Source organism: Neomelitea salexigens DSM 19753 (genome assembly GCF_000422345.1).
Taxonomy (GTDB): domain Bacteria; phylum Pseudomonadota; class Gammaproteobacteria; order Pseudomonadales; family Spongiibacteraceae; genus Spongiibacter; species Spongiibacter marinus_A.
Genome location: NZ_AULP01000002.1, coordinates 147,114 through 172,630, shown reverse-complemented (window position 1 = coordinate 172,630; position 25,517 = coordinate 147,114). Strand labels below are relative to the sequence as shown.

The window sequence follows — 25,517 nt, the reverse complement described above, 5'->3', positions numbered from 1 at the left end:
GCGTTGTGAGTCAGGGTAAAAGTAGGGCGCTGGGCCCAGAGGAATTAACCGCGTTTGGCGAGGACGTCGACGCATTGCAAAAGCGAGCGATCGCCGATGTGGGGGCGCGCGATGCCCGCTACATTCGCCGTTTGATTCGCGTGCAGCAATACATGGAGGTCGTGGGGCGAGGGCTGCTGTTTATTGGTGTTTTCCCTCCTGCATGGGTACTGGGCACGGTATTGCTAGGTGTGGCAAAAATTCTGGAGAACATGGAAATTGGCCACAATGTAATGCACGGCCAATACGACTTCATGAACGATCCTGCACTGCGCGGCGCGACGTATGAATGGGATATCGTCGGTACGTCAGACAACTGGCGCGAGAGCCACAATTACAAGCATCACAGTTACACCAACATCAAGGGGCTTGATGATGACGTGGGCTACGGGCTGTTGCGGCTCTTCCCTGAGCAGCGTTGGCATTTTTCCTACCTGTTTCAGTCGGTATTCGCGGTATTGCTGGCGCTGTTGTTTCAGTGGGGCGTGGCAATTCAGGAGCTGCAGCTGGGTAAGGTCGCCAAGGGGCGAAAGTCCTGGCCGCAATTAAAGGATGAGCTGCGACCGCTGTGGAAGAAGACCCGGCGCCAACTACTTAAAGACTATGTGTTTTTTCCGCTGCTCGCCGGGCCGTTTTTCCTAACGGTATTCAGCGGCAACTTGGTTGCCAACCTGATCCGTAACCTCTGGACATTTATGATCATTTTTTGCGGCCACTTTACCGCCGATGCTGAGGTTTTCGAGCGTTCGGTGTTGGATAATGAAACTCGCGGACAGTGGTACTTGCGACAATTGCGCGGCTCGTCAAATCTCGGCGGTGGTAAGCTGTTTCATATTCTGTCGGGCAATTTGAGTCATCAAATTGAGCACCACATGTTCCCTACGGTTCCGGCCCACCGTTACGCAGAGATGTCGGTAGAGCTGCGGGCGATTTGTCAGAAATATGATCAGCACTACAACACCGGCTCGCTGCCGCGACAGTTTGGTCAAGTAGTGTGGCGAATCCTGCGGCATTCCTTCCCCTCTGCGGCGCCAATGCCGCGGCCGCTGGTGCAATAATTACCAAATGGAAATCTATATCAAAATATTTTGATATAGGCCTTAAGGCTGCTACACTGCGTCGCCATGGAAGCACACTCTTGCAATGTGGCGGCGGCAGATTCCCCTGAGTCTCCCCCCGCAACACCGGACGAGCCGGCTATCGGCGCAATGGTCCTCCAGCTCTGTAAGGCGGGAGCCGATAACTTGCGTCTGCAAGTGCTGCGCGTGTTAAGTTGCGATGCCTACAGCGTTCAGGAGCTGTGCCAGATTTTAGATGTTCGCCAGTCAGGCATGAGTCACCATTTAAAAATACTCGCTGCTGCGGGTTTGGTTGTTCGTCGCCGCGAGGGCAATAGCCTGTTTTACCGCCGCAATTGGCAAGCCGAACATGCCAGTGTGGCCGAGCTGCACACCGCGGTGCTCAATGCTGCCGAGCAGTTGGTATTGGATGCGGGGCAGCAGCGGCAGCTAGAAAAAGTGGTCGCCGAACGGGCGGAACGCTCGCGAGCGTTTTTTGCTGAACACGCCGGTGAGTTTGGCGAGCAGCAAGAGCAAATGGTGGCCTACAGCGTATACGGCCCAAGTTGCGCCGAGCTGTTGCGGGCCAGTCAGCCCGAGGGAGGGCGCCTGGCGGTCGAGATCGGGCCAGGAGAGGGCGATTTTCTGGCTGAGCTGGCCGGCCGTTACACGAGAGTGATCGCGCTTGATAACAGTGAGCCAATGCTGGACAAAGCGCGCACCGCCGCTGCTGACAAAGGGCTCGACGGCATAGAGTTTGTACTGGGCGACAGCCGCAGCCGGCATTTGCCGGAGGGTGAAGCCGATTGTGTGGTGGCCAATATGGTGCTGCACCACGTGCCGTCACCGTCAGATATTTTTAACGACGTACAGCGCATGTTGAGTCCGGGCGGGGTGTTTTGCCTGGCTGAGCTCTGCCCTCACGATCAAAACTGGGCCAGAGAGGCCTGCGGTGATTTGTGGCTGGGTATCGCGCAGGAAGAATTAAGCGAGTGGGCGTTGGCCTGCGGCTTGGAAGAGGGGCCGTCAGTTTACCTGGCCCAGTTAAACGGTTTTCGCGTGCAAGTTCGGCAGTTTATAAAGCCGGGCAAGAAATAACGAGCTGGCCACAGGGCCATTACAATGAGGAAGACTATCAATGTCTGAATACAGCCTGTTCACCTCCGAATCGGTATCGGAAGGACACCCAGACAAACTCGCCGATCAAATCTCCGATGCGGTGCTCGACGCGATTATCGCGCGTGACAAGCATGCCCGGGTTGCCGTGGAGACCCTGGTTAAAACGGGTATGGCAGTCGTTGCAGGAGAAGTCACCACCTCGTGCTACGTGGATCTGGAAGATATTATTCGCGACGTGATTACCGGCATTGGCTACAACAGTTCCGATGTGGGTTTTGATGGTGCCAGTTGTGCCGTACTAAATGCCATTGGCAAGCAGTCGGTGGACATTAATCAGGGGGTGGATCGCGCCAAGCCAGAAGATCAGGGTGCGGGCGACCAAGGGTTGATGTTCGGCTACGCCACTAACGAAACCGAGCACCTGATGCCCGCCCCGCTGTTTTATTCCCACCGTTTGGTTGAGCGCCAGGCTTACCTACGCAAAAACGGTGTGCTGCCGTGGTTGCGCCCCGATGCAAAGAGCCAGGTGACCTTGCGTTACGAGAACGGCGTGCCGGTAGCCGTTGATGCGGTTGTGTTATCGACTCAGCACAATCCTGATATCAGCCAAGCTGATCTTCAGGAAGCCGTGCGTGAAGAGGTTATCAAGCATGTGCTGCCCGCCAATTTGTTGCACGCGGGTACGCAATTCCACATCAACCCCACCGGCAATTTTGTGATCGGTGGCCCAGTGGGTGACTGCGGGCTGACGGGGCGTAAAATCATTGTTGATACCTACGGCGGTATGGCGCGTCACGGCGGCGGCGCCTTCTCGGGTAAGGATCCATCCAAAGTTGACCGCAGTGCGGCCTATGCTGGTCGTTACGTGGCGAAGAATATCGTCGCCGCTGGTCTGGCTGACCGCTGCGAGATTCAGGTGAGCTATGCGATTGGTGTCGCGGAGCCAACTTCGATTTCGGTGAATACCTTCGGCACTGGCAAAGTCAGTGATGAAAAATTGGTGGCCGCAGTGCGTCAGGTATTCGATCTGCGCCCCTACGGCATTACCAATATGCTGGACTTGGCTCACCCGATGTATCAGCCCACCGCGGCCTACGGCCATTTTGGTCGGGAGCCATACGAGCACACGTATCAATGGACAGAAAACGGTGAAGCCCGCAGCGAAACCAGCACGGCCTTCAGCTGGGAAAAAACCGATCGCGCCGAGGCGCTGAAAGCGGCGGTGTAAGAAGCAAAGCCACTCGCGAAATTAATTTGAGGATAGCAATATGACTGCCACAGTAACTGCAGTAGAAAATTTCAGCGACTATAAAGTTGCCGATATTAGTCTGGCCGAATGGGGTCGCAAAGAACTGAGCATCGCAGAGGGCGAAATGCCTGCGCTGATGTCTCTGCGCGAAAAATATGGCGATAGCAAGCCCTTGGCGGGTGCCAAAATTCTCGGTTGTATTCATATGACCATTCAAACCGGGGTGTTGATCGAAACGCTGACCGCTCTCGGCGCTGAAGTGCGTTGGTCGTCGTGCAATATTTTCTCTACCCAGGATCACGCTGCAGCGGCGATCGCCGCGGCCGGCATTCCTGTTTTCGCATGGAAGGGTGAAACCGAGGAAGAGTACGAGTGGTGCATTGAGCAGACAATTTTGAAAGACGGCGAGCCCTGGGATGCCAACATGGTACTCGACGATGGTGGGGACCTGACCGGCATTCTCCACGAGAAGTACCCCGAGATGCTCGACAAGATCCACGGTATCACTGAAGAAACCACCACAGGGGTTCACCGCCTGCAAGATATGTTGAAGAAGGGCGAGCTGAAAGTACCCGCGATCAACGTCAATGACTCGGTGACCAAGTCGAAAAACGACAACAAATACGGTTGTCGTCACAGCTTAAATGATGCGATTAAGCGCGCTACCGACCATCTGTTGTCGGGCAAAAAAGCACTGGTTATTGGCTATGGTGATGTTGGTAAGGGCTCTGCTCAGTCACTGCGTCAGGAAGGCATGATCGTAAAGGTGACAGAAATCGACCCCATCTGCGCCATGCAGGCCTGTATGGACGGTTTTGAAGTGGTGTCGCCTTACGTCAATGGTGTGAACACGGGTGAGGCAAGCAGCATCAATAGCGCACTGCTGGGCACTACCGATCTGCTGGTAACGACAACTGGTAACGTCAACGTTTGTGATGCGAATATGCTGGCGGCGCTGAAGAATGGCTGCGTAGTGTGCAACATTGGTCACTTCGACAATGAAATCGACACGGCCTACATGCGTGAAAATTGGCAGTGGGACGAGATCAAACCACAGGTGCACGTTGTGTATCGCGACCGCGCTAGCAACGATCACTTGATCCTGCTTTCAGAGGGTCGCCTGGTTAACTTGGGTAACGCCACCGGTCACCCCAGTCGCATTATGGACGGTTCGTTTGCCAACCAAGTACTGGCGCAAATTTACCTGTACGAGCGCCGCTTTGCCGACCTGGAAAAAGAGCTGCGCGAAGGTGCTATCACCGTTGAAGTGCTGCCCAAGAAGCTGGACGAAGAAGTTGCTGCGCACATGGTGGCGGGCTTTGGTGGCGTGATCACCAAGCTCAAAGCGGATCAGGCCGACTACATCGGCGTGAGCGTTGATGGCCCCTTCAAGCCAGATAGCTACAAGTACTAAGCCCGAGGTAGCGGTTTCGCCGCTGCCGTTCACCCCGCGCCGTCTATTGGGCGCGGGGCGTTAATACGCGTGACAGATAATAAGCGGATGTGTGCATGGCCAATCGCTACAGTTTTGAATTTTTCCCACCCAAGACCGAAGCCGGTCGTGAAAAGCTCGTTGCCACCCGCAATGAGTTGAATAGTCTGGCACCAGACTTCTTTTCCGTCACCTATGGTGCGGGCGGGTCTACCCGAGACAACACCCGGGGCATCGTTCTCGATGCCAAGGCAGCGGGTATTGATGTTGCCCCTCACTTGTCCTTTGGTGGTGACGAGGAAGAGGAGGTTCTGGCGCTGGTTGAGCAGTATCGCCAGGCGGGTGTGCGTCGCATCGTCGCGTTGCGCGGTGATATTCCCTCTGGAATGGGGGCGACGCGCTTAGTGTATGCCCGAGAACTCGTCGAGTTTATCCGCAAGCACACCGGCGACCACTTCGAGTTAGAAGTTGCTGCCTACCCGGAGGTTCACCCCGACGCGCCGAGTTACGAGCAGGATGTGGTGTACTTAAAAGAAAAGCTGGATGCCGGCGCAAACAGTGCCATTACCCAGTACTTCTTTAATGCCGATGCGTATTTCTACTTTTTGGATGCCTGCGAAAAGGCCGGTATCGATAAGCCGATCTACCCGGGCATCATGCCGATCACCAACTATGCGAATTTGGCGCGCTTCTCACGCAATTGCGGCGCTGAAATTCCCCGTTGGCTGGCGCGCAAGCTCGATGGCTATGGTCAAGACTTAGAGAGCATTGCTGCCTTCGGTGAAGAGTATGTGACGGAAATGTGTCAAATTCTGATGGAGGGGGGCGCACCGGGTATCCATTTTTATACAATGAACCAAGTGCAGCCCGTTAAGCGCATGTTGGAAAGCGTTAAGGCCTCACACCCCTAGCGCGATACGCTACAAATACTTCAGCCAGTCGTCTGTGAATTGGTCTAGCAGTTTATAGACGTGCTCAAAGGCTTCCCGGCTCTTGCGATAAGGGTCGGGCACTTCTTGGTTTTCCGACCACTTGCCCAATAAAAACGTCTTGCCGCCAACTTGTGGGGCAATTTTGTTGATGCCGCGAATATGGCGCGATTCCATGGTGAGGATCAGGTCGGCCTGAGTCAGCATGTCGCGGTCGACTTGGCGAGCGCAGTGGCCGCTAGGGTCGATGCCGTGTTCGCTGAGTAGTGCCGCCGCGGTGTCGTCGATGCCTTTGTCCACCAGCGCGCCAAGGCCAGCCGAGTGAATAGTGATATTGGGTTTCACCTCGGCCAACTTCTGACGCAGCATGTATTCCGCGCTTGGGCTGCGGCAAATATTACCGATACAGATAACCAGAATATTGTTAAACATCGTTGCCCCTAGCCCTCGCGCTGTAGCGTTTTAACGCCGCCGGCGGTGCCAAGTAGCAGTACGTCGGCGGGCCGCAGGGCAAACAGGCCATTGGTGACAACGCCAGTGATGCCGTTGATGGTTTCTTCCGTTTTTTGTGGGGTGGCGATCATAAAGTCGTAGAGGTCGATGATCACATTGCCGTTGTCGGTGACAACGCCCTCGCGATACACCGGGTTGCCACCCATCTTGAGCAGCTCGCGAGCCACATAGCTGCGCGCCATCGGAATGACTTCGATCGGCAGCGGGAAGGCGCCCAGTTGGTCGACTAATTTACTTTCGTCAGCGATGCAGATGAATTGCTTGCTCGCTGCTGCGACGATTTTCTCTCGGGTGAGTGCGGCGCCGCCGCCTTTGATCAATTCAAGGCGCTGGTTGCTCTCATCCGCGCCGTCTACGTAAACCGCTATTTGGCCGCAGCTATTTAACTCAACCACTTCAATGCCGTGGCTGCGCAGCCGCTGTGCGGACGCTTCAGAGCTGGCGACGGTCGCTTTTATGTCATCTTTTAAGGCGGCGAGCTGGTCGATGAAGCAGTTGGCGGTTGAGCCGGTACCAATACCGATGATTTCGCCGTCGAGGATGGCGGGTTTAACGCGCTCAATGGCCGCTGCGGCCACGGCTTCTTTCAATTGCTGCTGATTCATGGTGGATTCGCTGCGCTGAGAACTGAGAGCGGCAAGTATAAAACTGCGCTGTGGCGAATGCGAGCCGCAAGGCGGTTTCCGCGTGCCTAGACATTTTGGTGATGAGCTTTTATCCTCGACGCTCGCCAACCTATTACACATCATAAAAACGGCGACTCTAGCAAGGCTATAGAAACAACAAAATCGGTCGTTAGAGTAGTACTGGCTGGCTAAGCCGGTACTTCCGGGATTCCCGGGAGAAGGGTTGCTTTAGGAGACGGCATGAGCCGAATAAGAAAAATAAAAGAAGGAGCGGTTCAAGGGTCGACAACATCAGCAGTGAGCCAACTGGGTATCCAGCGCGTCTTTGCGCCGCTGGCTATTTTGCTGGCATTTACCGTGCTGGGCTATTTGTTGTGGGTTACCTTGAGAACACCGCTGGAAACCGGGCTGCATGTGGTACGCATGGAGCAGTTAGAAGCCGTAAACACCGCAGATCGACAGCTCAACCGGGCCATCGTGCGTGCACCGTTGCAGTTAGAAAGTGAGCCGCTGGCCATGCTGGCCGCCGCGGAGCGCTTCGATGAGCAGTCGCGCCAGATTGGTTTTGGCCAGGCGGGCCTCAAGGGGCAAGCGCCACTTGTGGACCGCGCGTTAAACGACTTCCTGCGTAGCACGAAAGCCAAGTTGGATGCATTGGAACCCTACCAGGAAACGCTGCGTCGCTTGCGCCTACTATTCGCGGCAATGCGCAGCGGGGGTGTTTCGGTGCTCAGCGCACCGGCGATAGAGTCGGAGGCCGCTCTCGGACGCGACATCAAGCGGCTGATTCGCGAGGCGACGCAGTACAGTATTATTTCAACCGCAGAAAACGCCGAGCTGCTAGACCAGTTGAGCGCAAGTATTGCGATTCAGGCCAGTGCTCTGGAGGATACCGAGGCATTGGCTGCGCTATCGCAATTGCTCGATACGGTGGACGGTCTGCGCTTCACTCGAGATGAATTGAATCAGCAACTGGACGAGATCGCAGAAGCCGGCGCTGCCGGTGCACTGGCGACGCTCAAGACGCGCTATGAGAACCACTTTTCTCAGTTGCAGGCGGCGGCAGATCGCAACCGCCAAACCCTGGCTGTCTACGCGGCAGCGCTGCTGCTGGCCTTTGGTTTGATCGCCTGGCGTTTGCGGGGCTCATTCCAAGAGCTGGACCAAGTGAACATGGAGCTGCAGGATGCCAATATCAATCTTGAAGGCATCGTCGCCGAGCGCACCCGCGATTTAAGCTCCGCCTTGGAAGACTTACGCCTGCAGCAGGCGCAACTTATCCAGTCTGAAAAAATGGCCTCCTTGGGGCAAATGGTGGCGGGTGTCGCCCACGAAATTAATACGCCTCTCGGTTACGCCAACAGCAACGTATCAATTGTGCGGGAGCTGGTGTCCTCCATGGAGGATGTTATCGATGAGGAAAGCCGCGGCGAGTTCGACATGCTATTGGGTGATGCCCAATACGGCTTAGAGCAAATTGCCGAATTGGTTATGAGCCTGAAAAACTTCAGTCGGGTAGATCGCTCGCAAACCGAGCTTTTCGACCTGAACGAGGGTATCGAAACCTCCTTGAAGATTTGCCAAAACCAAATCAAAGACCTGGACATTCAGCGCGACTTTGGTGAGCTACCCAATATCAGTTGCGCTCCGTCTCAGTTGAACCAAGTATTTCTGAACTTAATTAACAATGCCGCTCAGGCTATGGATGGAAAGGGAACCCTGACACTTAGCACCGCTGTTGACGGCGACAATGCCGTGGTGCGTGTGCGCGATAGTGGCTGCGGTATGGATGCTGAAACCGCCGCGCATATCTTTGAGCCCTTCTTTACTACCAAGCCTGTTGGTGAAGGCACGGGCCTTGGCTTGTCCATTGTGTTTCGCATTATCGAAGATCACGGTGGCCGCATCTCTGTGGAATCGGAGCCGGGTGTCGGGACCGAGTTTGTAGTCAGCCTGCCGATAGCGGGCAAGGCCGTTCCAGAACAAGTCGTTGTGACCGAAGACAGCATAATTCTCAGTGACAGCGCGGTTTGAGGGGTAGGTGATGACTGAAGGCATTGAAAGTAAGGCAAAGATTTTATTCGTGGATGACGAGCCGAGAATTCTCGTTGCCCTAAAGGCTTTGTTTCGCAGCCGCTATCAAGTGTTTACCGCCAATTGTGGCGCGGACGCGGTAGCACTGTTAGAGCAAGAAGATGTCGATGTTATCGTCTCTGATCAGCGTATGCCGGAAATGACGGGTGTTGAGGTTCTGCGCACAGCGCGCGAGCTCCGGCCGAGAGCGATCCGCGTGTTGCTGACCGGCTACTCGGATTTAAGCGCCATATTGGGCGCGATAAATGACGGCGAAATTTTTCGTTTCATCAACAAACCTTGGTCGAATAACGAATTGCGCGACACCATCGCTGCGGCGGTAAAAGCCTCTGAGGTGGATGTGGCTGAGGATGTCAGCGCTGAGCTTAATCGCAGTGAGGCTGAAGAAGCCTCCGATGAGGTCCAGACAAGTGCTGCGGCCGCTGCGCCGCGCGAAGCTGCCGAGGCGCCTGAGCCGTCCGCTCCGACGGCGAAAACGGTGGTTGATATCGCCGCTGGGCCGGAGGCACTTCGCAATGAAACGGGCATCTTGGTGTTGGACGAAGACAGCACCACCCGCGACGTTTTACAGCGTGTGTTGCACAAAGACCGACCGGTATTTACCGCGGTTGACCTGGACGGCGCACTTGAAGCGCTGGAGTCAGAAAATATCGGCGTGATCATCACCGAGCTGTCTATTGGTGGCGAGAGTGTGACGCACCTGCTGACCGCTCTGCGCCAGCATCACCCTTCGCTGGTGGCGATAGTACTAACCTCGCGAGCTGATGCTGGCTTGGGCATTGAATTGATCAATCGCGGGCAAATCTACCGCTTTCTTAGCAAGCCTATTAGCGAGGGGATGCTGCGCGGCAGTGTTAATTTGGCGGTACGGCGCTTTGATATTTTGCAAAAGAATCCGGAGCAGACACTGCGTCTGGCAGCTGAAAAGGCGCCAGAGCCATCCAGTGACCGCCGTGGGGTATTCAAGCGTATTGGTCGCTTGTTTGGTTTGACCGCCTGATGCTGCAGAGATAACGACAATAATGAATACAATGATGAATAGTGACGTATCGGCCAGTAGTGCTCCAAAGAAAAGTTTGGTGCAGTCGGCGGAAATGTTTATTGCTGTGGTGCTGTTTGCCGTGTGCGCAGCGGCGGGTCTGGCAGCGTGGTTAATGAGCTTAGGGGATGGCGCTGCCGATGAGTCGGCAACCGTTGAAACGGTGCAGGTATTTGCCTCGCTGGCAGATGCTGAGCTGGCGGATGATGAGCAGGATGTGCTGCTTGCATGGGAGCAGCGCTTAGAGCAAACCTTCAACCAGCGCGAACAGGCTTTGCGACAGCAGGAGCAGAGTGCGGTACTGGAGGAGCAAGCGACGGCGCTCGCTCAGGCGCAAGCGGCAGCAGAGGCAGCCAAGGAAGCGGCAGAGGCGGCTGAGCAGCGCGCCCGGCAAGCTGAATTGGCTCGTAAAAAAGCCTTGGCGGCTCAGGTTAAGCCCGCGGCACCCGCCGCTCCGAAAGTGGCTGCGAAACCCAAGCCCAAGGCAAATGCCGAGCGCATCCCCGCGAGCGTGGATTGGAGTAGTTGCCGCAAGCCGCGTTATCCCCGTGCGTCGATCCGCTTGAAGCAGGAAGGCACGGTGACGATGGCGTTTGCCATCGATGCGCAGGGGCAAGTTGTCAGTGGAGAGGTGCAGCAGAGCAGTGGCGTAGAGCGACTGGATAATGCCGCGCTAGAGGCCATTATGAAGTGTAGCTTTACTCCGGAGACTCTCGGCGGCGAGCCGCAGGCGTCTTCGGCGCTGGTGCGGTTTGGTTGGCGCTTGGGCGGCTAACAGAAACCGAGTGAATTAAAGCCCGCTACGGCGGGCTTTTTTGTGCCTCTGAATTACTCGCAGCATGGTGGAGTACGCGGCGACGCGTTAGACTTGCCGTTTGGTATACGATCATCCCGCCAGCAGGCCGTAATTGGAGTCTCCGACAACATGCCACAGAGTTACATCAAGAAAATTCTCGATGCCCGGGTCTACGATGTTGCTATCGAATCACCTGTGGACGAGGCGCGTCTGCTGTCGAAACGGCTGAATAACACGGTGCTGCTCAAGCGCGAGGATTTGCAGCCGGTATTCTCGTTCAAGTTGCGCGGTGCCTACAACAAAATGATCCACCTCAGTGAGGCCGAGCGTCGCCAGGGCGTGGTGGCCGCGTCGGCGGGAAACCACGCTCAGGGCTTGGCCCTGTCAGCGCTAAAACTGGGGGTGAAGGCGACAATTGTGATGCCTAAAACCACGCCGCAGATCAAAGTGGATGCGGTGCGTTCGCGCGGTGGCAAGGTGGTGTTGCACGGTGACACATACGATGAGGCTTCGGCCTATGCCCAAAAGCTCGTGCAAGAAAAAGGCATGGTTTATGTCCACCCCTATGACGACCCCGATGTTATTGCCGGGCAGGGCACCGTCGGCATGGAAATCTTGCGGCAAGTTACTGGGCCACTCGACGCGGTATTTGTGCCGGTAGGTGGCGGCGGTCTCGCTGCTGGTGTGGCGGCCTACATTAAATATGTACGCCCCGATGTCCGCGTTATTGCGGTGGAGCCTGAAGATGCCGCCTGCTTGAAAGTCGCTTTGGAAAAGCAGCGTCGAGTGCGCTTGAAAGAGGTTGGGATTTTCGCCGACGGCGTTGCCGTGGCACAAATTGGCAAGGAAACCTTCCGGGTGTTGCGCAAAACCGTCGATGAGGTCGTCACGGCAAATACCGATGAAATTTGCGCAGCAATCAAGGATATCTTTGACGATACTCGCTCGATTGCCGAGCCCGCAGGGGCGCTGGCGCTCGCTGGTCTCAAGAAATATGTTGAACAGCACGGCTGTGAAGGCAAAACACTGTTGGCGATCGACAGTGGCGCGAACACCAACTTTGATCGCCTGCGCTATATCTCGGAGCGCACAGAGATTGGTGAACAGCGCGAGGCGATCTTGAGTGTCACCATTCCCGAGCAGCCCGGAAGCTTCAAAAAATTCTGTGCCGCCCTGGGTAAGCGCAATATCACTGAGTTCAACTACCGCTATGGCGACGATCGCGACGCACAAATTTTTGTCGGTGTGGCTGTTGCGGCTGGTGGCCAAGGGCGGACGGAGGTCGTTGAATCCTTGCGCAAGTTGGACTACCGAGTCGAGGACATGACCGACAACGAGATGGCCAAGCTGCATATCCGCCATATGGTGGGTGGTCATCGCCCCAACGCGGTCGCCAATGAATTACTGTATCGTTTTGAATTCCCGGAGCGCCCCGGCGCCTTGATGAATTTTCTGACGCGTTTGGGTAATCGCTGGAATATTTCGCTCTTCCACTACCGTAATCACGGTGCGGCCTACGGCCGGGTGTTGGTGGGCTTGCAAGCGGATAAGTCTGAGCGCAAAGCAGTAGAGGCTTTTCTCGGTAAGCTGGCTTACCCCTTCCATGAAGAGACCGACAACCTCGCGTACCAGCAGTTTCTCAGTTAACCCGCGGCAAAAATTTCGCGGTCGGTGGCGACCCAGTCGAGGGGGATATCCCAGTGCTGTGTTGGCAGGCGCTCCACTTCTTGCAGGTGGTGGGCCAGGCCGATCAGCAGGGGCTTACTCGCCGCATTGCGGCGCTGCTTAAAGGCCAGCGCTCGGTCGTAGTAGCCGCCTCCCATACCCAGGCGATTGCCCCGGCGATCAAAGCCAACCAGTGGCAGAAGCATCATGTCGAGGCGGATAGGGTCTATCTGTCGGCGGCGCAGGGCATTGGGTTCCGGGATGTTAAAGGCGTTGTTGTGCAGGGTTTGCCCTGGGGCGTGGCGATGAAAACGCATTTGCGCGTGTTTGGTATCTCGGTGGATCACTGGTAAGTAGCACACCTTGCCGCGTCGCTGGCAGTAGCGAAGCACGTCGGTGGTGGAGATTTCACCGTCACTGGCACTGTATAGAGCAATATGTCGAGCGCGCCGGAATTCGGGTAGTTTCCTCAGCTGTTGTAGCAGGCGCTTGGCGGCGCGCCGTTGAATGGCGGCCGGCAGGGCGCGCCGTTGTTGCCGAAGGCGTTGGCGGAGGCGTTGGCGGAGCTGGTTTTTGCTCGATGCATCCATAGTGAAGGTGGGTAGTGGTTGACGGCGCTGCCTGAAAAGGTAGGACCCAGGATACCGCCGGCCGCGTGGCCCTTGAACCCAGCGGTTCAAGGTGGAGCTTACCGCAGCATTTTTAGGCTTTCCGTCACGCGGACATGCACACAAATACTGGCTGGTTCGCTCCGGGTTTTAAAGCATCGGCTCAGGGGTCTGACGGCCTAGCGCATATCCCAGGAATTCACAGTATACCGATAGGCCCGCGCGCTTAACAGGGTGGTTAGCCGATATCGAGTTGGCGGCAGCAGTTGAGGGTGTCGTCAATTTTATCGGTAATGCGCTTGCTTACCGTGGCTTCTTGCTCTGTGCTAACGCCGCTTTTACTGGCCTCACGCAGCTCGTAGGCAATGTTTAGCGCGGCCATCACGGCGATGCGTTCCAGGCCAATAATTTTTCCGGAGTTGCGTATTTGGCGCATCTGTTGGTCGAGGTAGCGGGCCGCTTCCAGCAAGCCTGTTTGCTCGTCACTCGGGCAGGCAACCTGATATTCCTTGTCGAGAATTTTAACGATGACCGTTTCTTTACTCACCTTGTCGTCTCCATGTGGCTGGGGCGGGTCATCAGCACTCTTTTTCCAATGCGCGCAGGCGTTGGATCATCGCGTCGACTTTTGCCCGGGCCGTGTCGGTTTTTTCGATCAGCGCTTCGCGCTCAATCTTCCAGTTTTGCGTTTCGGATTTGAGAGTACGGTTCTCTGCATCCAATTGTTCGCACAGTTGGATGAGCTCATCGACTTTTCGTTCCAAAACCTGCAGCTGTCGGTCGTCCATTATTGCGTAGCTCCACGGCCGGGAATGATGTCGCCATAGTAGAGTGGGTGCCAGCGCTCGGTCAACGGTTATGCGCGGCGGTATGAACAGCGGCGGGTATTCGATTTTGCGGCGGATCAGCGCTACCATGCGCCTCCAGTCTTTGATGCCCTTGGGATGTGCAATGTCTAACGAGTTTGACCACGATGATCTCGCTAATTTATTCCTTAATTTAGGTGCTTTGCAGCCCCCGGCGGAGCTCCACGGTTATGCCGTTGGCTTTTTGTCTGTCGGCGGGCGAGTCGAGCGCCAGGCGTGGTTAAAGCATTGCACGGAGCTGCTGGATATCGATATGCCCAACCCTGACGATGCCGATGCCTTATTCGGCGTTTATAAAGGCGCGCTGGAAGCGCTGGGTAGTGAGGACTTGGCTCTGCAGTTAATGCTGCCGGGAGACGAACTTGATTTGGGGCAGCGCATTGTCAGCCTCGGTCAGTGGGTGCAGGGCTTTCTCACTGGTTTTGCGATGGCAGGCAAGCAGCGGCAGAGCGAGGGTGATGTCTTGGATGCGCTGTCTAAAGAGAGCCGTGAGGCGTTGAGCGACTTGGCGGCCATTGCGCAAATTTCTGCTGATCAGGCTGACGATGAAGATGGCGAGCAGGATTACGTGGAAATCTGCGAGTATGTGCGCGTCGTGGCGATGACCATCTTTCTTGAGTGTAACGCCGCCACCCCGGCGACGAAGAAGCCCAAGGGCGAGCGATTGCACTGACAACCGAGCAGATCAATTTCCCGTAAAAATAGCTGTGATAAGCTCCTCAAGATCATACATATCAGGGACACTATGAGCATCAGTAAGCAGGAATTTGCGCGGCGCCGTAAGAATTTAATGGCCCTGCTCGAGCCGGGTAGCATTGCCATTGTGCCGTCGGCATCGTTGCGCACGCGAAGTCGAGACTCCGACTACCCCTTTCGGCAGGACAGTGACTTCTTTTATCTGAGCGGTTTCGACGAGCCTGAGGCGGTGTTGGTGTTGTTGCCGGGGCGGCCGCAGGGTGAATACATTCTGTTTTGCCGCGAGCGTGACCCCGCCATGGAATTGTGGGACGGCTATCGCGCTGGCCCAGAGGGCGCCTGCGCGGAATATGGCGCCGATGATGCGTTCCCCATTGCGGATATCGACGATATTTTGCCCGGGCTAATCGAAGGTCGGCAGCGCGTTTACTATGCCATGGGGCGGCACGCAGAGTTTGATCAGCAGGTGATGAACTGGGTGAATGTTATTCGCTCCAAAGTGCGCAGCGGCGCCCAGCCTCCGGGCGAGTTTCTCGACCTCGATCATCTACTCCACGATATGCGCCTGTATAAGAGCGCGGCGGAATTGCGGATTATGCGTCGCGCTGGCGAGATTTCTGCAAAGGCTCACTGCCGAGCGATGCGTTACTGCCGTCCCGGTGTATATGAATACCAGCTTGAGGCGGAAATTCAGCATGAATTTGCAATGGCCGGCGCACGCTTCCCGGCCTACAGCAGTATTGTCGGTTCGGGGAAAAATGGCTGCATCTTGCATTACGTGGAAAACAACAGCGTGATCCGCGATGGCGAGTTGGTGCTGATTGATGCCGGCTGTGAGCTTGAGGGTTACGCCGCGGATGTCACGCGTACTTTTCCGGCCAATGGCCGCTTCAATGATGAACAGCGGGCCCTCTACGAGGTGGTATTGGAAGCGCAATTGGCAGCAATAGAAGCCACGCAGCCGGGCAATCACTGGAATCAGCCGCATGAAGCGACAGTGAAGGTGATTACAGAAGGCCTGCTAAGGCTCGGGCTGCTAAAGGGCGATTTATCTGAGCTGATAGAAACCGAGGCCTATAAGCCGCTTTATATGCACCGGGCTGGGCATTGGCTCGGTATGGATGTGCACGATGTTGGTGATTACAAGGTCGGCGGCGAGTGGCGGGTGCTCGAAGAAGGTATGGTGTTAACCATCGAGCCGGGTATTTATGTTGCGCCCGACAACGATGCTGTTGAGCCGCGTTGGCGCGGGATTGGCATTCGCATTGAAGACGATGTGGTGGTGAGTAAGTCCGGCTGTGAGGTGCTGACGGCGTCAGTACCTAAGTCGGTTGACGACATCGAAGCCCTGATGGCGGAGGCGGGCGATGGACGTTGACTACGATGTGCTGATTGCCGGTGGCGGCATGGTCGGCGCCAGCCTTGCCCTAGGTTTGCACAAACACAGCCAGGGCCAGTTAAAAATTGCTGTGGTTGAGAGTTTTCCCCTCCCTCCGCTCAGCGACGCTGGGCCGAGTTATCGCCCCAGTTTTGATGCCAGGTCCACCGCGCTGTCATACGGCAGCCGACAAATTTTTGAAAACCTGGAGCTTTGGTCGACGCTGGAGAGCCATGTTGCCGATATTCTGAATATCCAGGTGTCTGATCGCGGCCATTTTGGCAGCGCGCTGATGCATTGTGGCGAGCTGGAATGGCCCGCGCTGGGTTATGTTATTGAGAACGCGTGGCTGGGCAATGTCCTGCTTAACCATCTGCGGCGTCATACCAATGTGCAGTTTATCTCCCCGGCCAGTGTCGAGGCGGTAACGCCAATGGCCGCCAAGGTGCAGCTGGACTTGCAAGCCGAGGGCGGGGAAACATCCTGCAGCGCGTCTTTGCTGGTTATCGCCGATGGGGCTGATTCGGGACTGTGCCAGCGCTTAGGGATTCATCGCCGGGTGGATGAATATGCGCAAACGGCCGTGATCGCCAATATCGCCACCGAGCTGCCACATGGCGGAACCGCCTACGAGCGCTTCACGGCCGAAGGGCCTATCGCGATGTTGCCGCTACTGCCAGACGAGCAGGGTCAGTCGCGCTCCGCCCTGGTATGGACCTTTCCCGAGGATGACGCCGACGCGGCGATGAATTGGACTGATGAGGACTTTCTGGCGTGCTTGCAGCAGCAGTTTGGCCACCGTTTGGGTCGCTTACTAAAAGTGGGGCAGCGCGTGGCCTTCCCGCTTCGCCTCAGTTTTGCTGAGGAACAAGTACGGCGAAATATTGTGGTGATGGGCAACGCTGCGCATTCACTTCACCCCGTGGCAGGGCAGGGCTTTAACCTCGCCCTGCGCGACGCCGATGCGCTGGCCCAGCGTGTGGCCGCGGCGGTTGCACAGGGGCTCAGTGCGGGTGAGCTGTCCGTCTTGCAGGGCTATTTGCGCAGTCAGCATACCGACCAGCAGGTAACGACCTTGTTCTCGGACCGCTTAACCAAACTATTTAGTAATCGTCAGCCTGTGCTGAGCTTGGCGAGGAATATGGGGCTGGTCATGCTCGATGCCAGCAAGCCGATAAAGTCCCGCTTTACCGCGCGCGCTGCGGGTGTGATAAAAGGCCGAGACATGGAGCTGCCGCTGTGACAGACCGACTTGAAAAGTTTGACATTATTGTGGTCGGTGCCGGGCTGGCGGGTGCGGCCTTCGCATTGGCGATGGCGGACCAGCCGCTGGATATTGTGGTGATCGATGCCCAGCCAGAGCGAGAGGGCTGGCCGCCGCTTGATGAAACCGTAATGGACTATGACGCCAGAGTCAGTGCGCTTACTGACGCGTCGCGGCGTTTCCTGCAGCGGCTGGGAGCGTGGTCTGCTGTGGCAGAAAGGCGGGTGTGCCCCTATCAGGAGATGGTTGTTTGGGATGCTGAGGGCACCGGTGAAATTCATTTTTCGGCCGATGAGGTCGGCGAGTTGGCCCTGGGGCATATTGCCGAGAATCGCTTGGTAACCGCCGCGCTGCACAATCGCTTGCGAGACAGTCGCGTGCGCATGCTGTTTAACAGTCCTGTTGCCGCCTGGATACGAAGTGGTGATCAAGGACAGTTGCAGTTAAATGACGGGCGGCTCTTGCAGGCGCCGTTGATCGTTGCCGCAGACGGCGCCAATTCTCGTTTGCGTGACTGGGGTGGTTTTCAAACTCGCGAGTGGGATTATCAGCACCACGCGATTGTGTGTACCGTGGAGACTGAAAAGCCCCATCGCGCTACGGCGTGGCAGCGTTTTCTGCCCGAGGGGCCGCTGGCGTTTTTACCTCTGCCCGACCGCGATGGCGCGCAAAACTTCAGCTCAATCGTCTGGTCGGCAAAACCTGAGCTGGCCGATACGCTAATGGCGATGGATGACGACGCCTTTTGCCTGGCGCTGGCCCAGCATTTTGAAGGGCGGCTCGGGCGTATCAATGCGGCCAGCCGGCGCGTCCGTTTCCCGCTGCGCCAGCGCCACGCTCAGCGCTATTTTCAGCAGGGTATCGCCCTTATTGGCGATGCCGCGCACACCATCCACCCGCTGGCTGGGCAGGGAATTAATTTGGGCTTCGCCGATGCCGAGGTTCTCGCCGAGGAATGTCAGCGTGCCTTGGCGCGCGGCCTGCCACTCTCTGATGAGTTGCTGCTGTCGCGTTATCAACGGCGACGCAAGGGCGAAAACCTGGCGATGATGGCGGCGATGGAAGGCTTTCAAAATCTGTTTGCCAGCCAAGCCCTACCATTGCGCCTGCTGAGAAATGCGGGCATGAGCTGGTTAGATCGAGCGGTGCCTATCAAGCGCCAGATTGTTGCTCGCGCGATGGGGCTGGCGCGTCGCTGACCCATTTCCCCGAGAAGTAAAACTTGAGTCATTAAATGATAATTATTATCATTGATGCTGAAGATTTCTTGCCTTCTTACCGTTAAGGACCTGCCCATTATGATATTTCGCTCGGCGCTAGTGTTTAGCTTGTTACTTTCTTTGGTGGCCTGTGGCCGAAGCGAAGAGCCCTCTGGGCCTGAATTGGTTGTATACAGCTCGCGCATAGAGCAGCTGATTAAACCGATTTTCGACCAATATACCGCTGAGACCGGCGTGAATATTCGCTACGTGACCGACTCTGCCGGGCCACTGCTGGCGCGCTTGCGTGCCGAGGGAGAGAATACGCCGGCTGATATTTTGGTGACGGTTGATGTTGGCAATCTCTGGCAAGCGGCGCAGCAGGGTTTATTGGCCCCTCAGACGTCGTCGGTGCTAAAAAATAATGTGCCTGAATCTCTGCGTGACCCAGAGGGCCGTTGGACAGGGCTTTCCATTCGCGCCCGCACCATTGTGTACTCGAGTGAGCGTGTACAGCCCGAGACCTTGAGTAGTTATGAGGCGCTTGCAGAGCCGCAGTGGGCGGGGCGTCTGTGCTTGCGCACGGCAAAGAAAGTGTACAACCAGTCGCTGGTTGCCACGATGATTAGTGCCGATGGCGCTGAGAACACCGAGCGGGTATTGGCGGGTTGGGTTGATAATTTGGCGGTGCCGCCCTTCTCCAGTGATAACAAAGTTATTGAGGCCATTGCCGCTGGTCAGTGCGATGTGGGTATTGTGAATACCTACTACCTGGCGCGCATGAAGGCAGATGATCCCTCCTTGCCGGTTGACCTGTTTTGGGCGAACCAAACCGGCGAAGCGCCGTTTAATCGCGGTGTGCACGTTAATATCTCCGGCGCTGGCGTGACCGCCGCCAGTAAGCAAAAAGCATTGGCGATGTCATTGCTGGAATGGTTGTCCGAGGCGGAAGCTCAGCATGCGTTTGCAGAGTTGAATCAGGAATTTCCGGTGAATCGCAACACGCCTCCTTCATCGCTGCTTCAGCACTGGGGCGATTTTAAGGCTGACCAGGTCCCCGTTGTAGAAGCGGGTCGCTTGCAGGCGGAAGCTATCCGAATGATGGACCGCGTGGGTTACCGCTAGATGCAACTTGCCCAGCGTGCCCGCGTGGCGAATCAGCGGCGCTTGCGGCCGACGCCACTGTGGCTACTCAGGGCGGCGGGGGTGGCGCTGGTCTGCGCGGTGCTGGTGCCCGTTGTGGTATTGGCGAGCAGCTGGTTAAGCCCGGAAGTCGAGATATGGCAGCATCTGGTTGAAACGCAATTGCCCCGCCTGGTGGCAAATACCCTGTTCCTGATGCTTGGTGTCGGTGTTTTAGTCTCAGTGATCGGCGTCAGTCTGGCGTGGTTCACCGTCATGTGCCAGTTCCCTGGGCGCGCGGCATTTGAATGGTTGTTGATGTTGCCGCTGGCAGTGCCCGCCTATGTTATGGCCTTCGTTGTACTGGGAGTGTTCGACTTTGGCGGCCCATTGCAGACGCAACTGCGGGAGCTGTTAGGCGCCGGTTGGGGCATCGATGTGCGCAATCGGGCCAGTGTAATTGTCGTATTTTCCCTGGTTTTGTACCCCTACGTTTACATGCTGGCGCGCAGTGCCTTTCTGTCTCAAAGTAGCGAGACGTTGGAAGTGGCAAGGGTGTTGGGTTGCACCAGTCGCCAAGCCTTTTTTCGTGTGGCATTGCCGATGGCGCGACCGGCCATTGCAGCCGGTGTGGGTTTGGCATTAATGGAAACCCTCGCAGACTTTGGCACGGTTGCGGTGTTTAATTACGACACTTTTACCACCGCCATTTACAAATCTTGGTTTGGCTTCTTCAGTCTGCAAGCTGCTGCGCAGTTGGCATCGTTACTACTACTTTTTGTTGGCGTGACGCTGTTCGCTGAGCGGCGCTCGCGTGGACACGGGCTGTTTGTTCAGGGGGCGAAGCTCCAGCACCTAAGGCGCTTCCCGCTGCCGCCGGTGTTGGCTGGCCTGGTGAGCGCTTATTGCGCGTTGATTTTGGCCTTTGCCTTTGTCTTGCCCATGCTGCAATTGCTGGACTGGGCCGTGGGCGAAGGGGTCAGCCAGCTGACATCGCGCTTCTTTGCCCTGCTTGGTCACTCCCTTTGGTTGGCCGCCATGGCTGCTGCGCTGACCGTTACACTGGCGCTACTGCTCGCCTTTTGTCGCCGTTTCAGTCGCGGCCGCTGGGGTAGCATTTTTGCCGCGGCGCAGCTGGGCTACGCGCTGCCCGGGTCCGTGTTGGCAGTGGGAATTATGCTGTCATTCAGTTGGCTTGATCGACAGTGGCTGCTGCCGCTTCAAGCGTGGCTGGGGCTCGACCCCAAGCCCTTGTTGATGGGAACCGTGCTGACCCTGCTTGCCGCTTACTGGATTCGTTTTTTAGCGGTTGCCAGTGGCCCGCTGGACTCGGCCTTAGAACGAGTGAAACCGAGTTTGCCCGAGGTGGCCAGAACCCTGGGTGCCGGGAACTGGCGCCTGCTGTGGGAGGTTTATCTGCCGATGCTGCGCCCGGGTGTGTTGACGGCTCTGGTGCTGGTTTTTGTCGACGTGATGAAAGAAATGCCCGCCACGCTGTTGTTGCGGCCGTTTGGCTGGGACACCTTGGCGGTGCGGATATTCGAAATGACGGCTGAGGGGCAGTGGCAGTTGGCGGCATTGCCTGCCCTGACGCTGGTATTGGCGGGTTTAATACCGGTGATGTTAAGCATTCGTGCCAGTCGCGGGCGCTGAGGCCTTTGTATTTGCCGACAGCGGCGGTAAAATGCGCTGCAAATATCCCTTGTCAGCCAGGAGCGCTCCATGAGCAACACCCCCAGCGAACTGAAGTATGCCAGCAGCCATGAGTGGGCTCGCTTGGAAGAAGACGGCACTGTTACTGTGGGCATCACCCATCACGCGCAGGACTCGCTCGGCGACGTAGTCTTCGTAGAGCTGCCAGAAGTGGGCGCGGAATATGGTGCCGGTGAAGAGGCGGCGGTGGTCGAGTCAGTGAAAGCGGCTTCTGACATTTACGCACCGGTGTCGGGCGAAGTCGTTGCCGTGAACGACGCGCTTGAAGAAAGCCCCGAAACGGTAAATGAATACCCCTACAGCGACGGTTGGTTCTTCCGTTTGAAGCCCAGCGACGTTAGCGAGCTGGATAACCTGCTTAACAACGAAGATTACGACGCACAATGTGAAGGCTAATTTCGCCTTCTAAGCGATGACGGCGGCCTCGCGATAGCGTGTGCCGCCGTTTTTATTTGCTCAGCGTAAACTCACAATTGGCCAGCCGGCTTCTTCGGCGGCGGCGCGCAAGGTATCGTCGGGGTCGACAGCCACGGGGTTGTCGACGTGCTTCAGCAAGGGTAGGTCGTTGTGGGAGTCACTGTAAAAATAACTGCCTGTGAGCGTCTCGCCATTTTCGCGGAGCCAGCGCTGCAGGCGCACAACCTTGCCTGCTTGGAAGCACGGTATATCGGTGCTGTCTCCGGTGTAGCGTCCATCGCGGAGCTCAGGCTCGCTGGCTAGCATCACCTTAATGCCCATGGCGCGTGCAATGGGCTCGGTGACAAAGCGGTTAGTGGCGGTAATAATCATCAGGCGATGCCCCTGCTGACGATGCTTGTCGATCAGAGCCTGTGCTTGCGGCAGGCGCATGGGGGCAATGTAACTGGCCATAAAGTCTTGATGCAGGGCGGATAGCTCTGCCGGTGACTTCCCGGCGATGGGGGCAAGGGCGAAGCGCAGGTAGGCTTCGATGTCGAGGCCACCCTGTTGGTATTGTTGATAGAACTCATCATTGCGCCGACGGTGCTCGTCACCGTCCACAAGGCCCCGCTCGACGAGGAACTCCCCCCAGGCGTGATCACTGTCACCGGCAATCAGGGTATTGTCGAGGTCGAATATCGCCAAGGTCATCGTAAACCCTTACTTAACTAGGCCCATTGGCTGGGCGCTGCTTCAAAAACGGCAAGCATAGCTTCTCGGCGTGGCTTTTGCATTGGCTTTTGTGCTGTCTACTCTGGCATTGGCAGCGCTGCGTGAATTTGCAGCCGCTGGGGCGAATTCCCAGCTCCACGAATTTGTGGAACAATAGATCAAATTAGAAAAAAACGTTAACACAGGTGAGCATGTGATTGATTCGGATGGATTTCGTCCCAACGTTGGCATTGTTATCGCCAATGACTGCGGTCAGGTGTTGTGGGCGCGCCGTGTTGGTCAGAGCGCCTGGCAATTCCCCCAAGGTGGGATTAACGACGGTGAAACCCCAGAGCAGGCCCTGTACCGCGAGCTGTATGAAGAGGTTGGCCTGAGGGAAAGCGATGTTGAAATTCTCGCCTGCACGCGCGGTTGGTTGCGCTATCGATTGCCCAAGCGGCTGATTCGTAAAGACAATAAGCCGTTGTGTATCGGTCAGAAGCAGAAGTGGTTTTTGTTGAGAATGGTCGGTAACGAGTCCGATATCCGCTTTAATTGTGGCCGCAAGCCGGAGTTTGATTATTGGCAGTGGGTGAGTTACTGGTATCCACTCGGTCAAGTGGTGGCCTTTAAGCGTGAAGTATACCGCCGCGCGATGAAAGAGCTGGCGGGCAGGCATGTTCGTCTACTGCGAGATACCCTGGGGAGTCATTCAAGCTGATGCTGGCGGCGCTGCGAGGAATAGTTCAGGCGGTTAATGCGGCGGGTAATCTGCAGGCAGCGCTGGATATTATTGTCGAGCGCATTGCCGAGGTGATGGGCACAGACGTGTGCACGGTCTACCTTCGCAACCCCGAGAGTGGTCGCCTCATCTTTATGGCGAACCAAGGCCTCAATCCAGATTTAATCGGGAAAGCGAGCTTGGCGGCCGACGAAGGGCTGGTTGGCCAGGTGGCGCGCCGCGAGGAGCCCCTGAACCTCGATCACGCCGAGAAACATCCCAACTTTTTATTGCTACCGGGTATTGGTGAAGAGCAATACCACTCTTTCCTGGGGGCGCCCATTATCCACCAGCGCGAAGTGTTGGGGGTGTTGGTAGTGCAGCAGAAGGATAGTCGCCGCTTCGACGAAGAAGAAGAGGCGTTTTTGGTCACCATGTCCGCGCAGTTGGCAGGTGTGTTGGCCCACGCGCGAGCAACCGGCTCAATTTCAAAGACGCAGGACTCTGTGACCGCTTCTGCCTTATTCAAAGGGATAGCGGGCGCGCCGGGCGTGGCCATTGGTCGCGCGGTAGTGATTGTTCCCAGTGCTGAGTTGCACTCGGTGCCACAGCGCCGCAGCGAGGACGCCGACGCAGAGCTGCGGGCCTTTGAGGCGGCGCTCGATGCGGTGCGCGTCGATATTCGCGAACTCAGTGGCAAGCTTGTCGGGCAATTGTCTCCGGAAGAATTGGCATTGTTCGATGTCTATCTGCGAATTCTCGATGACGGCGTGTGGCTGTCTGAGGTGGAGGCAAAGATTCGCGAGGGCGAGTGGGCGCAGGGAGCGTTGGCTCAGGTTGTCAGTGGTCACATCAACACTTTTGAAATGATGGACGACCCGTATTTCAAAGATCGCGCAACCGACATTAAAGACCTTGGGCGGCGAGTGTTGAGCTACTTGCAGGCGAGTAACGAGCGCGATACCGATTATCCCGCTGACACGATCTTGGTCGGCGAAGAACTGACGGCGTCGATGCTTGGGGAAGTGCCCAGAGAAAAGCTGGTGGGCATGGTGTCGGTGAGAGGCTCCAGCAACTCCCATGTTGCGATTCTGGCGCGAGCGATGGGCATCCCCACGGTGATGGGGGCAAGCGATTTGCCCTATACCCAGATAGAGCATGCCAGCCTGGTCGTTGATGGTTACAGCGGCTATGTGCACTACAATCCAACGCCGGAAGTCTCTGAGCATTTTCGGGCCTTGCTTGAGGAAGATCAGGCCCTGAGCCAGGGGCTGGAGGCGCTCCGTGACTTGCCGAGCGAAACGCGTGATGGCCATCGCATGCCGCTGTGGGTGAACACCGGTTTGATGGCGGATGTCGCGCGCTCGCTCGATCGCGGGGCAGAGGGCGTTGGCCTGTATCGAACAGAAATTCCTTTCCTATTGCGAGAACGCTTCCCCAGTGAAGAAGAGCAGCGGATTATTTATCGCGAGCAATTACTAGCGTTTGCACCGCTACCGGTCACCATGCGCACCCTGGATATTGGTGGCGACAAGGCGCTGCCTTACTTCCCAATTGACGAGGAAAATCCTTTTCTAGGATGGCGCGGCATTCGCGTTACGTTGGACCACCCTGAAATATTTCTGGTGCAGGTCAGAGCAATGCTCAAGGCGAGCTCGGGGCTGGATAACCTTCGCATCATGTTGCCGATGATCAGCAACGTTCAAGAGGTGGATGAGGCCCTGGTGCTGGTGCGTCGCGCTTATGATGAGCTGGTCGAGGATGGCTGGGATATCAGCCTGCCCCCTATTGGCGTGATGGTGGAGGTGCCCGCGGCGGTGTATCAAGCCCGTCAGCTTGCCCGTCGTGTCGATTTTCTGTCGGTCGGATCGAATGACCTGACGCAGTACTTGCTGGCGGTGGACCGCAATAATACCCGCGTGGCTGACCTCTATCATGCCTACCACCCGGCAGTGCTGGGTAGCCTGCTCAATGTAGTGGATGCGGCGCATGCCGAAGGTAAGCCGGTGGGTATTTGTGGTGAGCTGGCAGGCGACCCCGGCGCGGTGCTGCTATTGACCGCGATGGGCTACGATATGCTCTCGATGAACGACAACAGCTTGCTGCGTGTAAAAGCGGTGGTTCGAGCGTCGACGATGAGTGACTTGAAAAACTTGCTAACAACCGCGATGACTGCCGATACGGCTGATGAAGTTCGTGCCTTGCTGCGCAGTGCGCTGGCCGAGTCTGGGATGGAAAAGTTATTGCCCCCCGGGCCCTGAGTGCTTGCCCGCGAGCCTGA

Annotated in this window: 24 protein-coding genes and 1 other RNA gene; 18 read left to right on the top strand and 7 right to left on the bottom strand. The window is 56.7% G+C overall.

Annotated features, from left to right (window positions below; translation table 11 throughout):
• Positions 1 to 5: 5 nt before the first annotated feature.
• From H573_RS0104120 to metF, 5 genes are all read left to right on the top strand, one after another.
• On the top strand, positions 6 to 1,097 hold the full coding sequence (locus H573_RS0104120; protein ID WP_027873154.1) for a fatty acid desaturase family protein: 1,092 nt from the start codon (positions 6 to 8) through the stop codon (positions 1,095 to 1,097).
• A gap of 66 nt (positions 1,098 to 1,163) precedes the next feature.
• Complete coding sequence (locus tag H573_RS16980; RefSeq protein WP_084497915.1) at positions 1,164 to 2,195, top strand: ArsR/SmtB family transcription factor; 1,032 nt, start codon at positions 1,164 to 1,166, stop codon at positions 2,193 to 2,195.
• A gap of 40 nt (positions 2,196 to 2,235) precedes the next feature.
• Complete coding sequence (gene metK, locus H573_RS0104110; RefSeq protein WP_027873153.1) at positions 2,236 to 3,444, top strand: methionine adenosyltransferase; 1,209 nt, start codon at positions 2,236 to 2,238, stop codon at positions 3,442 to 3,444.
• A gap of 40 nt (positions 3,445 to 3,484) precedes the next feature.
• Positions 3,485 to 4,879: an adenosylhomocysteinase gene (gene ahcY, locus H573_RS0104105; protein WP_027873152.1), complete on the top strand. Its 1,395-nt coding sequence runs from the start codon at positions 3,485 to 3,487 to the stop codon at positions 4,877 to 4,879.
• Positions 4,880 to 4,974: 95 nt separating this feature from the next.
• Positions 4,975 to 5,808, top strand: coding sequence for a methylenetetrahydrofolate reductase [NAD(P)H] (gene metF, locus H573_RS0104100; RefSeq protein ID WP_027873151.1), 834 nt, complete (start codon positions 4,975 to 4,977; stop codon positions 5,806 to 5,808).
• A 9-nt stretch (positions 5,809 to 5,817) separates the two neighbouring features.
• Here metF and H573_RS0104095 read toward each other — a convergent pair whose 3' ends face one another.
• Positions 5,818 to 6,258 carry a low molecular weight protein-tyrosine-phosphatase gene (locus H573_RS0104095; protein WP_027873150.1) on the bottom strand — a complete coding sequence of 147 codons (441 nt, stop codon included), beginning with the start codon at positions 6,256 to 6,258 and terminating at the stop codon, positions 5,818 to 5,820.
• A gap of 8 nt (positions 6,259 to 6,266) precedes the next feature.
• Positions 6,267 to 6,944, bottom strand: coding sequence for a ribose-5-phosphate isomerase RpiA (gene rpiA, locus H573_RS0104090; RefSeq protein ID WP_027873149.1), 678 nt, complete (start codon positions 6,942 to 6,944; stop codon positions 6,267 to 6,269).
• 261 nt (positions 6,945 to 7,205) lie between these two features.
• Here rpiA and H573_RS18820 point away from each other — a divergent pair, with 261 nt between their 5' ends.
• The 4 genes from H573_RS18820 (at position 7,206) to ilvA (ending at position 12,541) form a co-directional block, all read left to right on the top strand.
• The gene (locus H573_RS18820) at positions 7,206 to 8,999 is read left to right on the top strand and encodes a sensor histidine kinase (protein WP_084497914.1); all 1,794 of its coding nucleotides are present in this window, start codon (positions 7,206 to 7,208) and stop codon (positions 8,997 to 8,999) included.
• A 10-nt stretch (positions 9,000 to 9,009) separates the two neighbouring features.
• Positions 9,010 to 10,059, top strand: a complete 1,050-nt coding sequence (locus H573_RS18815) for a response regulator (protein ID WP_051170999.1) — start codon at positions 9,010 to 9,012, stop codon at positions 10,057 to 10,059.
• Positions 10,060 to 10,093: 34 nt separating this feature from the next.
• Positions 10,094 to 10,873, top strand: coding sequence for an energy transducer TonB (locus H573_RS18810; RefSeq protein ID WP_205618895.1), 780 nt, complete (start codon positions 10,094 to 10,096; stop codon positions 10,871 to 10,873).
• A 132-nt stretch (positions 10,874 to 11,005) separates the two neighbouring features.
• Positions 11,006 to 12,541 (top strand): threonine ammonia-lyase, biosynthetic, encoded by a 1,536-nt coding sequence (gene ilvA / locus H573_RS0104070; protein ID WP_267878899.1) that lies wholly within the window; start codon positions 11,006 to 11,008, stop codon positions 12,539 to 12,541.
• On the opposite strand, the gene H573_RS0104065 is transcribed toward ilvA, so the two are convergent.
• The 4 genes from H573_RS0104065 to H573_RS19720 all read right to left on the bottom strand — a co-directional run bounded on the left by H573_RS0104065 (position 12,538) and on the right by H573_RS19720 (position 14,084).
• On the bottom strand, positions 12,538 to 13,149 hold the full coding sequence (locus tag H573_RS0104065; protein WP_027873147.1) for a 5-formyltetrahydrofolate cyclo-ligase: 612 nt from the start codon (positions 13,147 to 13,149) through the stop codon (positions 12,538 to 12,540). The two genes, ilvA and H573_RS0104065, sit on opposite strands and share 4 nt — an antisense overlap.
• Before the next feature lie 39 nt (positions 13,150 to 13,188).
• A non-coding RNA gene (ssrS, locus tag H573_RS19260) (6S RNA) lies at positions 13,189 to 13,368 on the bottom strand.
• A 37-nt stretch (positions 13,369 to 13,405) separates the two neighbouring features.
• Complete coding sequence (locus H573_RS0104060) at positions 13,406 to 13,714, bottom strand: cell division protein ZapA (RefSeq protein ID WP_027873146.1); 309 nt, start codon at positions 13,712 to 13,714, stop codon at positions 13,406 to 13,408.
• Between the two features lie 31 nt (positions 13,715 to 13,745).
• Entirely contained in the window at positions 13,746 to 14,084 is a 339-nt protein-coding gene (locus H573_RS19720) for a TIGR02449 family protein (RefSeq protein WP_234701836.1), read from the bottom strand.
• A 34-nt stretch (positions 14,085 to 14,118) separates the two neighbouring features.
• On the opposite strand from H573_RS19720, the gene H573_RS16960 reads away from it, so the two are divergent.
• From H573_RS16960 to gcvH, 7 genes are all read left to right on the top strand, one after another.
• Positions 14,119 to 14,706 (top strand): UPF0149 family protein, encoded by a 588-nt coding sequence (locus H573_RS16960; protein WP_036255828.1) that lies wholly within the window; start codon positions 14,119 to 14,121, stop codon positions 14,704 to 14,706.
• 72 nt (positions 14,707 to 14,778) lie between these two features.
• The gene (gene pepP, locus H573_RS0104045; RefSeq protein WP_027873144.1) at positions 14,779 to 16,107 is read left to right on the top strand and encodes a Xaa-Pro aminopeptidase; all 1,329 of its coding nucleotides are present in this window, start codon (positions 14,779 to 14,781) and stop codon (positions 16,105 to 16,107) included.
• Positions 16,097 to 17,350 carry a 2-octaprenyl-6-methoxyphenyl hydroxylase gene (ubiH, locus tag H573_RS0104040; RefSeq protein ID WP_027873143.1) on the top strand — a complete coding sequence of 418 codons (1,254 nt, stop codon included), beginning with the start codon at positions 16,097 to 16,099 and terminating at the stop codon, positions 17,348 to 17,350. Before pepP ends, ubiH begins: the two co-directional genes overlap by 11 nt.
• Positions 17,347 to 18,570 (top strand): FAD-dependent monooxygenase, encoded by a 1,224-nt coding sequence (locus H573_RS0104035; RefSeq protein ID WP_027873142.1) that lies wholly within the window; start codon positions 17,347 to 17,349, stop codon positions 18,568 to 18,570. Before ubiH ends, H573_RS0104035 begins: the two co-directional genes overlap by 4 nt.
• Positions 18,571 to 18,669: 99 nt before the next feature.
• Positions 18,670 to 19,695: an extracellular solute-binding protein gene (locus tag H573_RS0104030; RefSeq protein WP_027873141.1), complete on the top strand. Its 1,026-nt coding sequence runs from the start codon at positions 18,670 to 18,672 to the stop codon at positions 19,693 to 19,695.
• Positions 19,696 to 21,345: an ABC transporter permease gene (locus tag H573_RS0104025; RefSeq protein WP_084497912.1), complete on the top strand. Its 1,650-nt coding sequence runs from the start codon at positions 19,696 to 19,698 to the stop codon at positions 21,343 to 21,345.
• Between the two features lie 69 nt (positions 21,346 to 21,414).
• Positions 21,415 to 21,801, top strand: coding sequence for a glycine cleavage system protein GcvH (gene gcvH / locus H573_RS0104020; protein WP_027873139.1), 387 nt, complete (start codon positions 21,415 to 21,417; stop codon positions 21,799 to 21,801).
• Between the two features lie 60 nt (positions 21,802 to 21,861).
• Here the strand turns inward: gcvH and H573_RS0104015 are convergent, their stop codons facing one another.
• Complete coding sequence (locus H573_RS0104015) at positions 21,862 to 22,515, bottom strand: histidinol-phosphatase (RefSeq protein WP_027873138.1); 654 nt, start codon at positions 22,513 to 22,515, stop codon at positions 21,862 to 21,864.
• Positions 22,516 to 22,729: 214 nt separating this feature from the next.
• Here H573_RS0104015 and rppH point away from each other — a divergent pair, with 214 nt between their 5' ends.
• Together rppH and ptsP are read left to right on the top strand one after the other, a co-directional pair.
• Entirely contained in the window at positions 22,730 to 23,236 is a 507-nt protein-coding gene (rppH, locus tag H573_RS0104010; protein WP_027873137.1) for an RNA pyrophosphohydrolase, read from the top strand.
• Positions 23,236 to 25,497 carry a phosphoenolpyruvate--protein phosphotransferase gene (ptsP, locus tag H573_RS0104005; protein ID WP_027873136.1) on the top strand — a complete coding sequence of 754 codons (2,262 nt, stop codon included), beginning with the start codon at positions 23,236 to 23,238 and terminating at the stop codon, positions 25,495 to 25,497. The genes rppH and ptsP overlap by 1 nt, the downstream gene beginning before the upstream one ends.
• The last annotated feature ends 20 nt before the right edge of the window (positions 25,498 to 25,517 follow it).

What these genes read in the sequence shown, in the direction of transcription:
- H573_RS16980 (WP_084497915.1), top strand. Translation starts at nt 1,164, where the DNA reads ATGGAAGCACACTCTTGCAATGTGGCGGCGGCAGATTCCCCTGAGTCT.
- metK (WP_027873153.1), top strand. Translation starts at nt 2,236, where the DNA reads ATGTCTGAATACAGCCTGTTCACCTCCGAATCGGTATCGGAAGGACAC.
- ahcY (WP_027873152.1), top strand. Translation starts at nt 3,485, where the DNA reads ATGACTGCCACAGTAACTGCAGTAGAAAATTTCAGCGACTATAAAGTT.
- metF (WP_027873151.1), top strand. Translation starts at nt 4,975, where the DNA reads ATGGCCAATCGCTACAGTTTTGAATTTTTCCCACCCAAGACCGAAGCC.
- H573_RS0104095 (WP_027873150.1), bottom strand. Translation starts at nt 6,258, where the DNA reads ATGTTTAACAATATTCTGGTTATCTGTATCGGTAATATTTGCCGCAGC.
- rpiA (WP_027873149.1), bottom strand. Translation starts at nt 6,944, where the DNA reads ATGAATCAGCAGCAATTGAAAGAAGCCGTGGCCGCAGCGGCCATTGAG.
- H573_RS18820 (WP_084497914.1), top strand. Translation starts at nt 7,206, where the DNA reads ATGAGCCGAATAAGAAAAATAAAAGAAGGAGCGGTTCAAGGGTCGACA.
- H573_RS18815 (WP_051170999.1), top strand. Translation starts at nt 9,010, where the DNA reads ATGACTGAAGGCATTGAAAGTAAGGCAAAGATTTTATTCGTGGATGAC.
- H573_RS18810 (WP_205618895.1), top strand. Translation starts at nt 10,094, where the DNA reads ATGAATAGTGACGTATCGGCCAGTAGTGCTCCAAAGAAAAGTTTGGTG.
- H573_RS0104065 (WP_027873147.1), bottom strand. Translation starts at nt 13,149, where the DNA reads ATGGATGCATCGAGCAAAAACCAGCTCCGCCAACGCCTCCGCCAACGC.
- H573_RS19720 (WP_234701836.1), bottom strand. Translation starts at nt 14,084, where the DNA reads ATGGTAGCGCTGATCCGCCGCAAAATCGAATACCCGCCGCTGTTCATA.
- H573_RS16960 (WP_036255828.1), top strand. Translation starts at nt 14,119, where the DNA reads ATGTCTAACGAGTTTGACCACGATGATCTCGCTAATTTATTCCTTAAT.
- pepP (WP_027873144.1), top strand. Translation starts at nt 14,779, where the DNA reads ATGAGCATCAGTAAGCAGGAATTTGCGCGGCGCCGTAAGAATTTAATG.
- ubiH (WP_027873143.1), top strand. Translation starts at nt 16,097, where the DNA reads ATGGACGTTGACTACGATGTGCTGATTGCCGGTGGCGGCATGGTCGGC.
- H573_RS0104030 (WP_027873141.1), top strand. Translation starts at nt 18,670, where the DNA reads ATGATATTTCGCTCGGCGCTAGTGTTTAGCTTGTTACTTTCTTTGGTG.
- H573_RS0104025 (WP_084497912.1), top strand. Translation starts at nt 19,696, where the DNA reads ATGCAACTTGCCCAGCGTGCCCGCGTGGCGAATCAGCGGCGCTTGCGG.
- gcvH (WP_027873139.1), top strand. Translation starts at nt 21,415, where the DNA reads ATGAGCAACACCCCCAGCGAACTGAAGTATGCCAGCAGCCATGAGTGG.
- H573_RS0104015 (WP_027873138.1), bottom strand. Translation starts at nt 22,515, where the DNA reads ATGACCTTGGCGATATTCGACCTCGACAATACCCTGATTGCCGGTGAC.
- ptsP (WP_027873136.1), top strand. Translation starts at nt 23,236, where the DNA reads ATGCTGGCGGCGCTGCGAGGAATAGTTCAGGCGGTTAATGCGGCGGGT.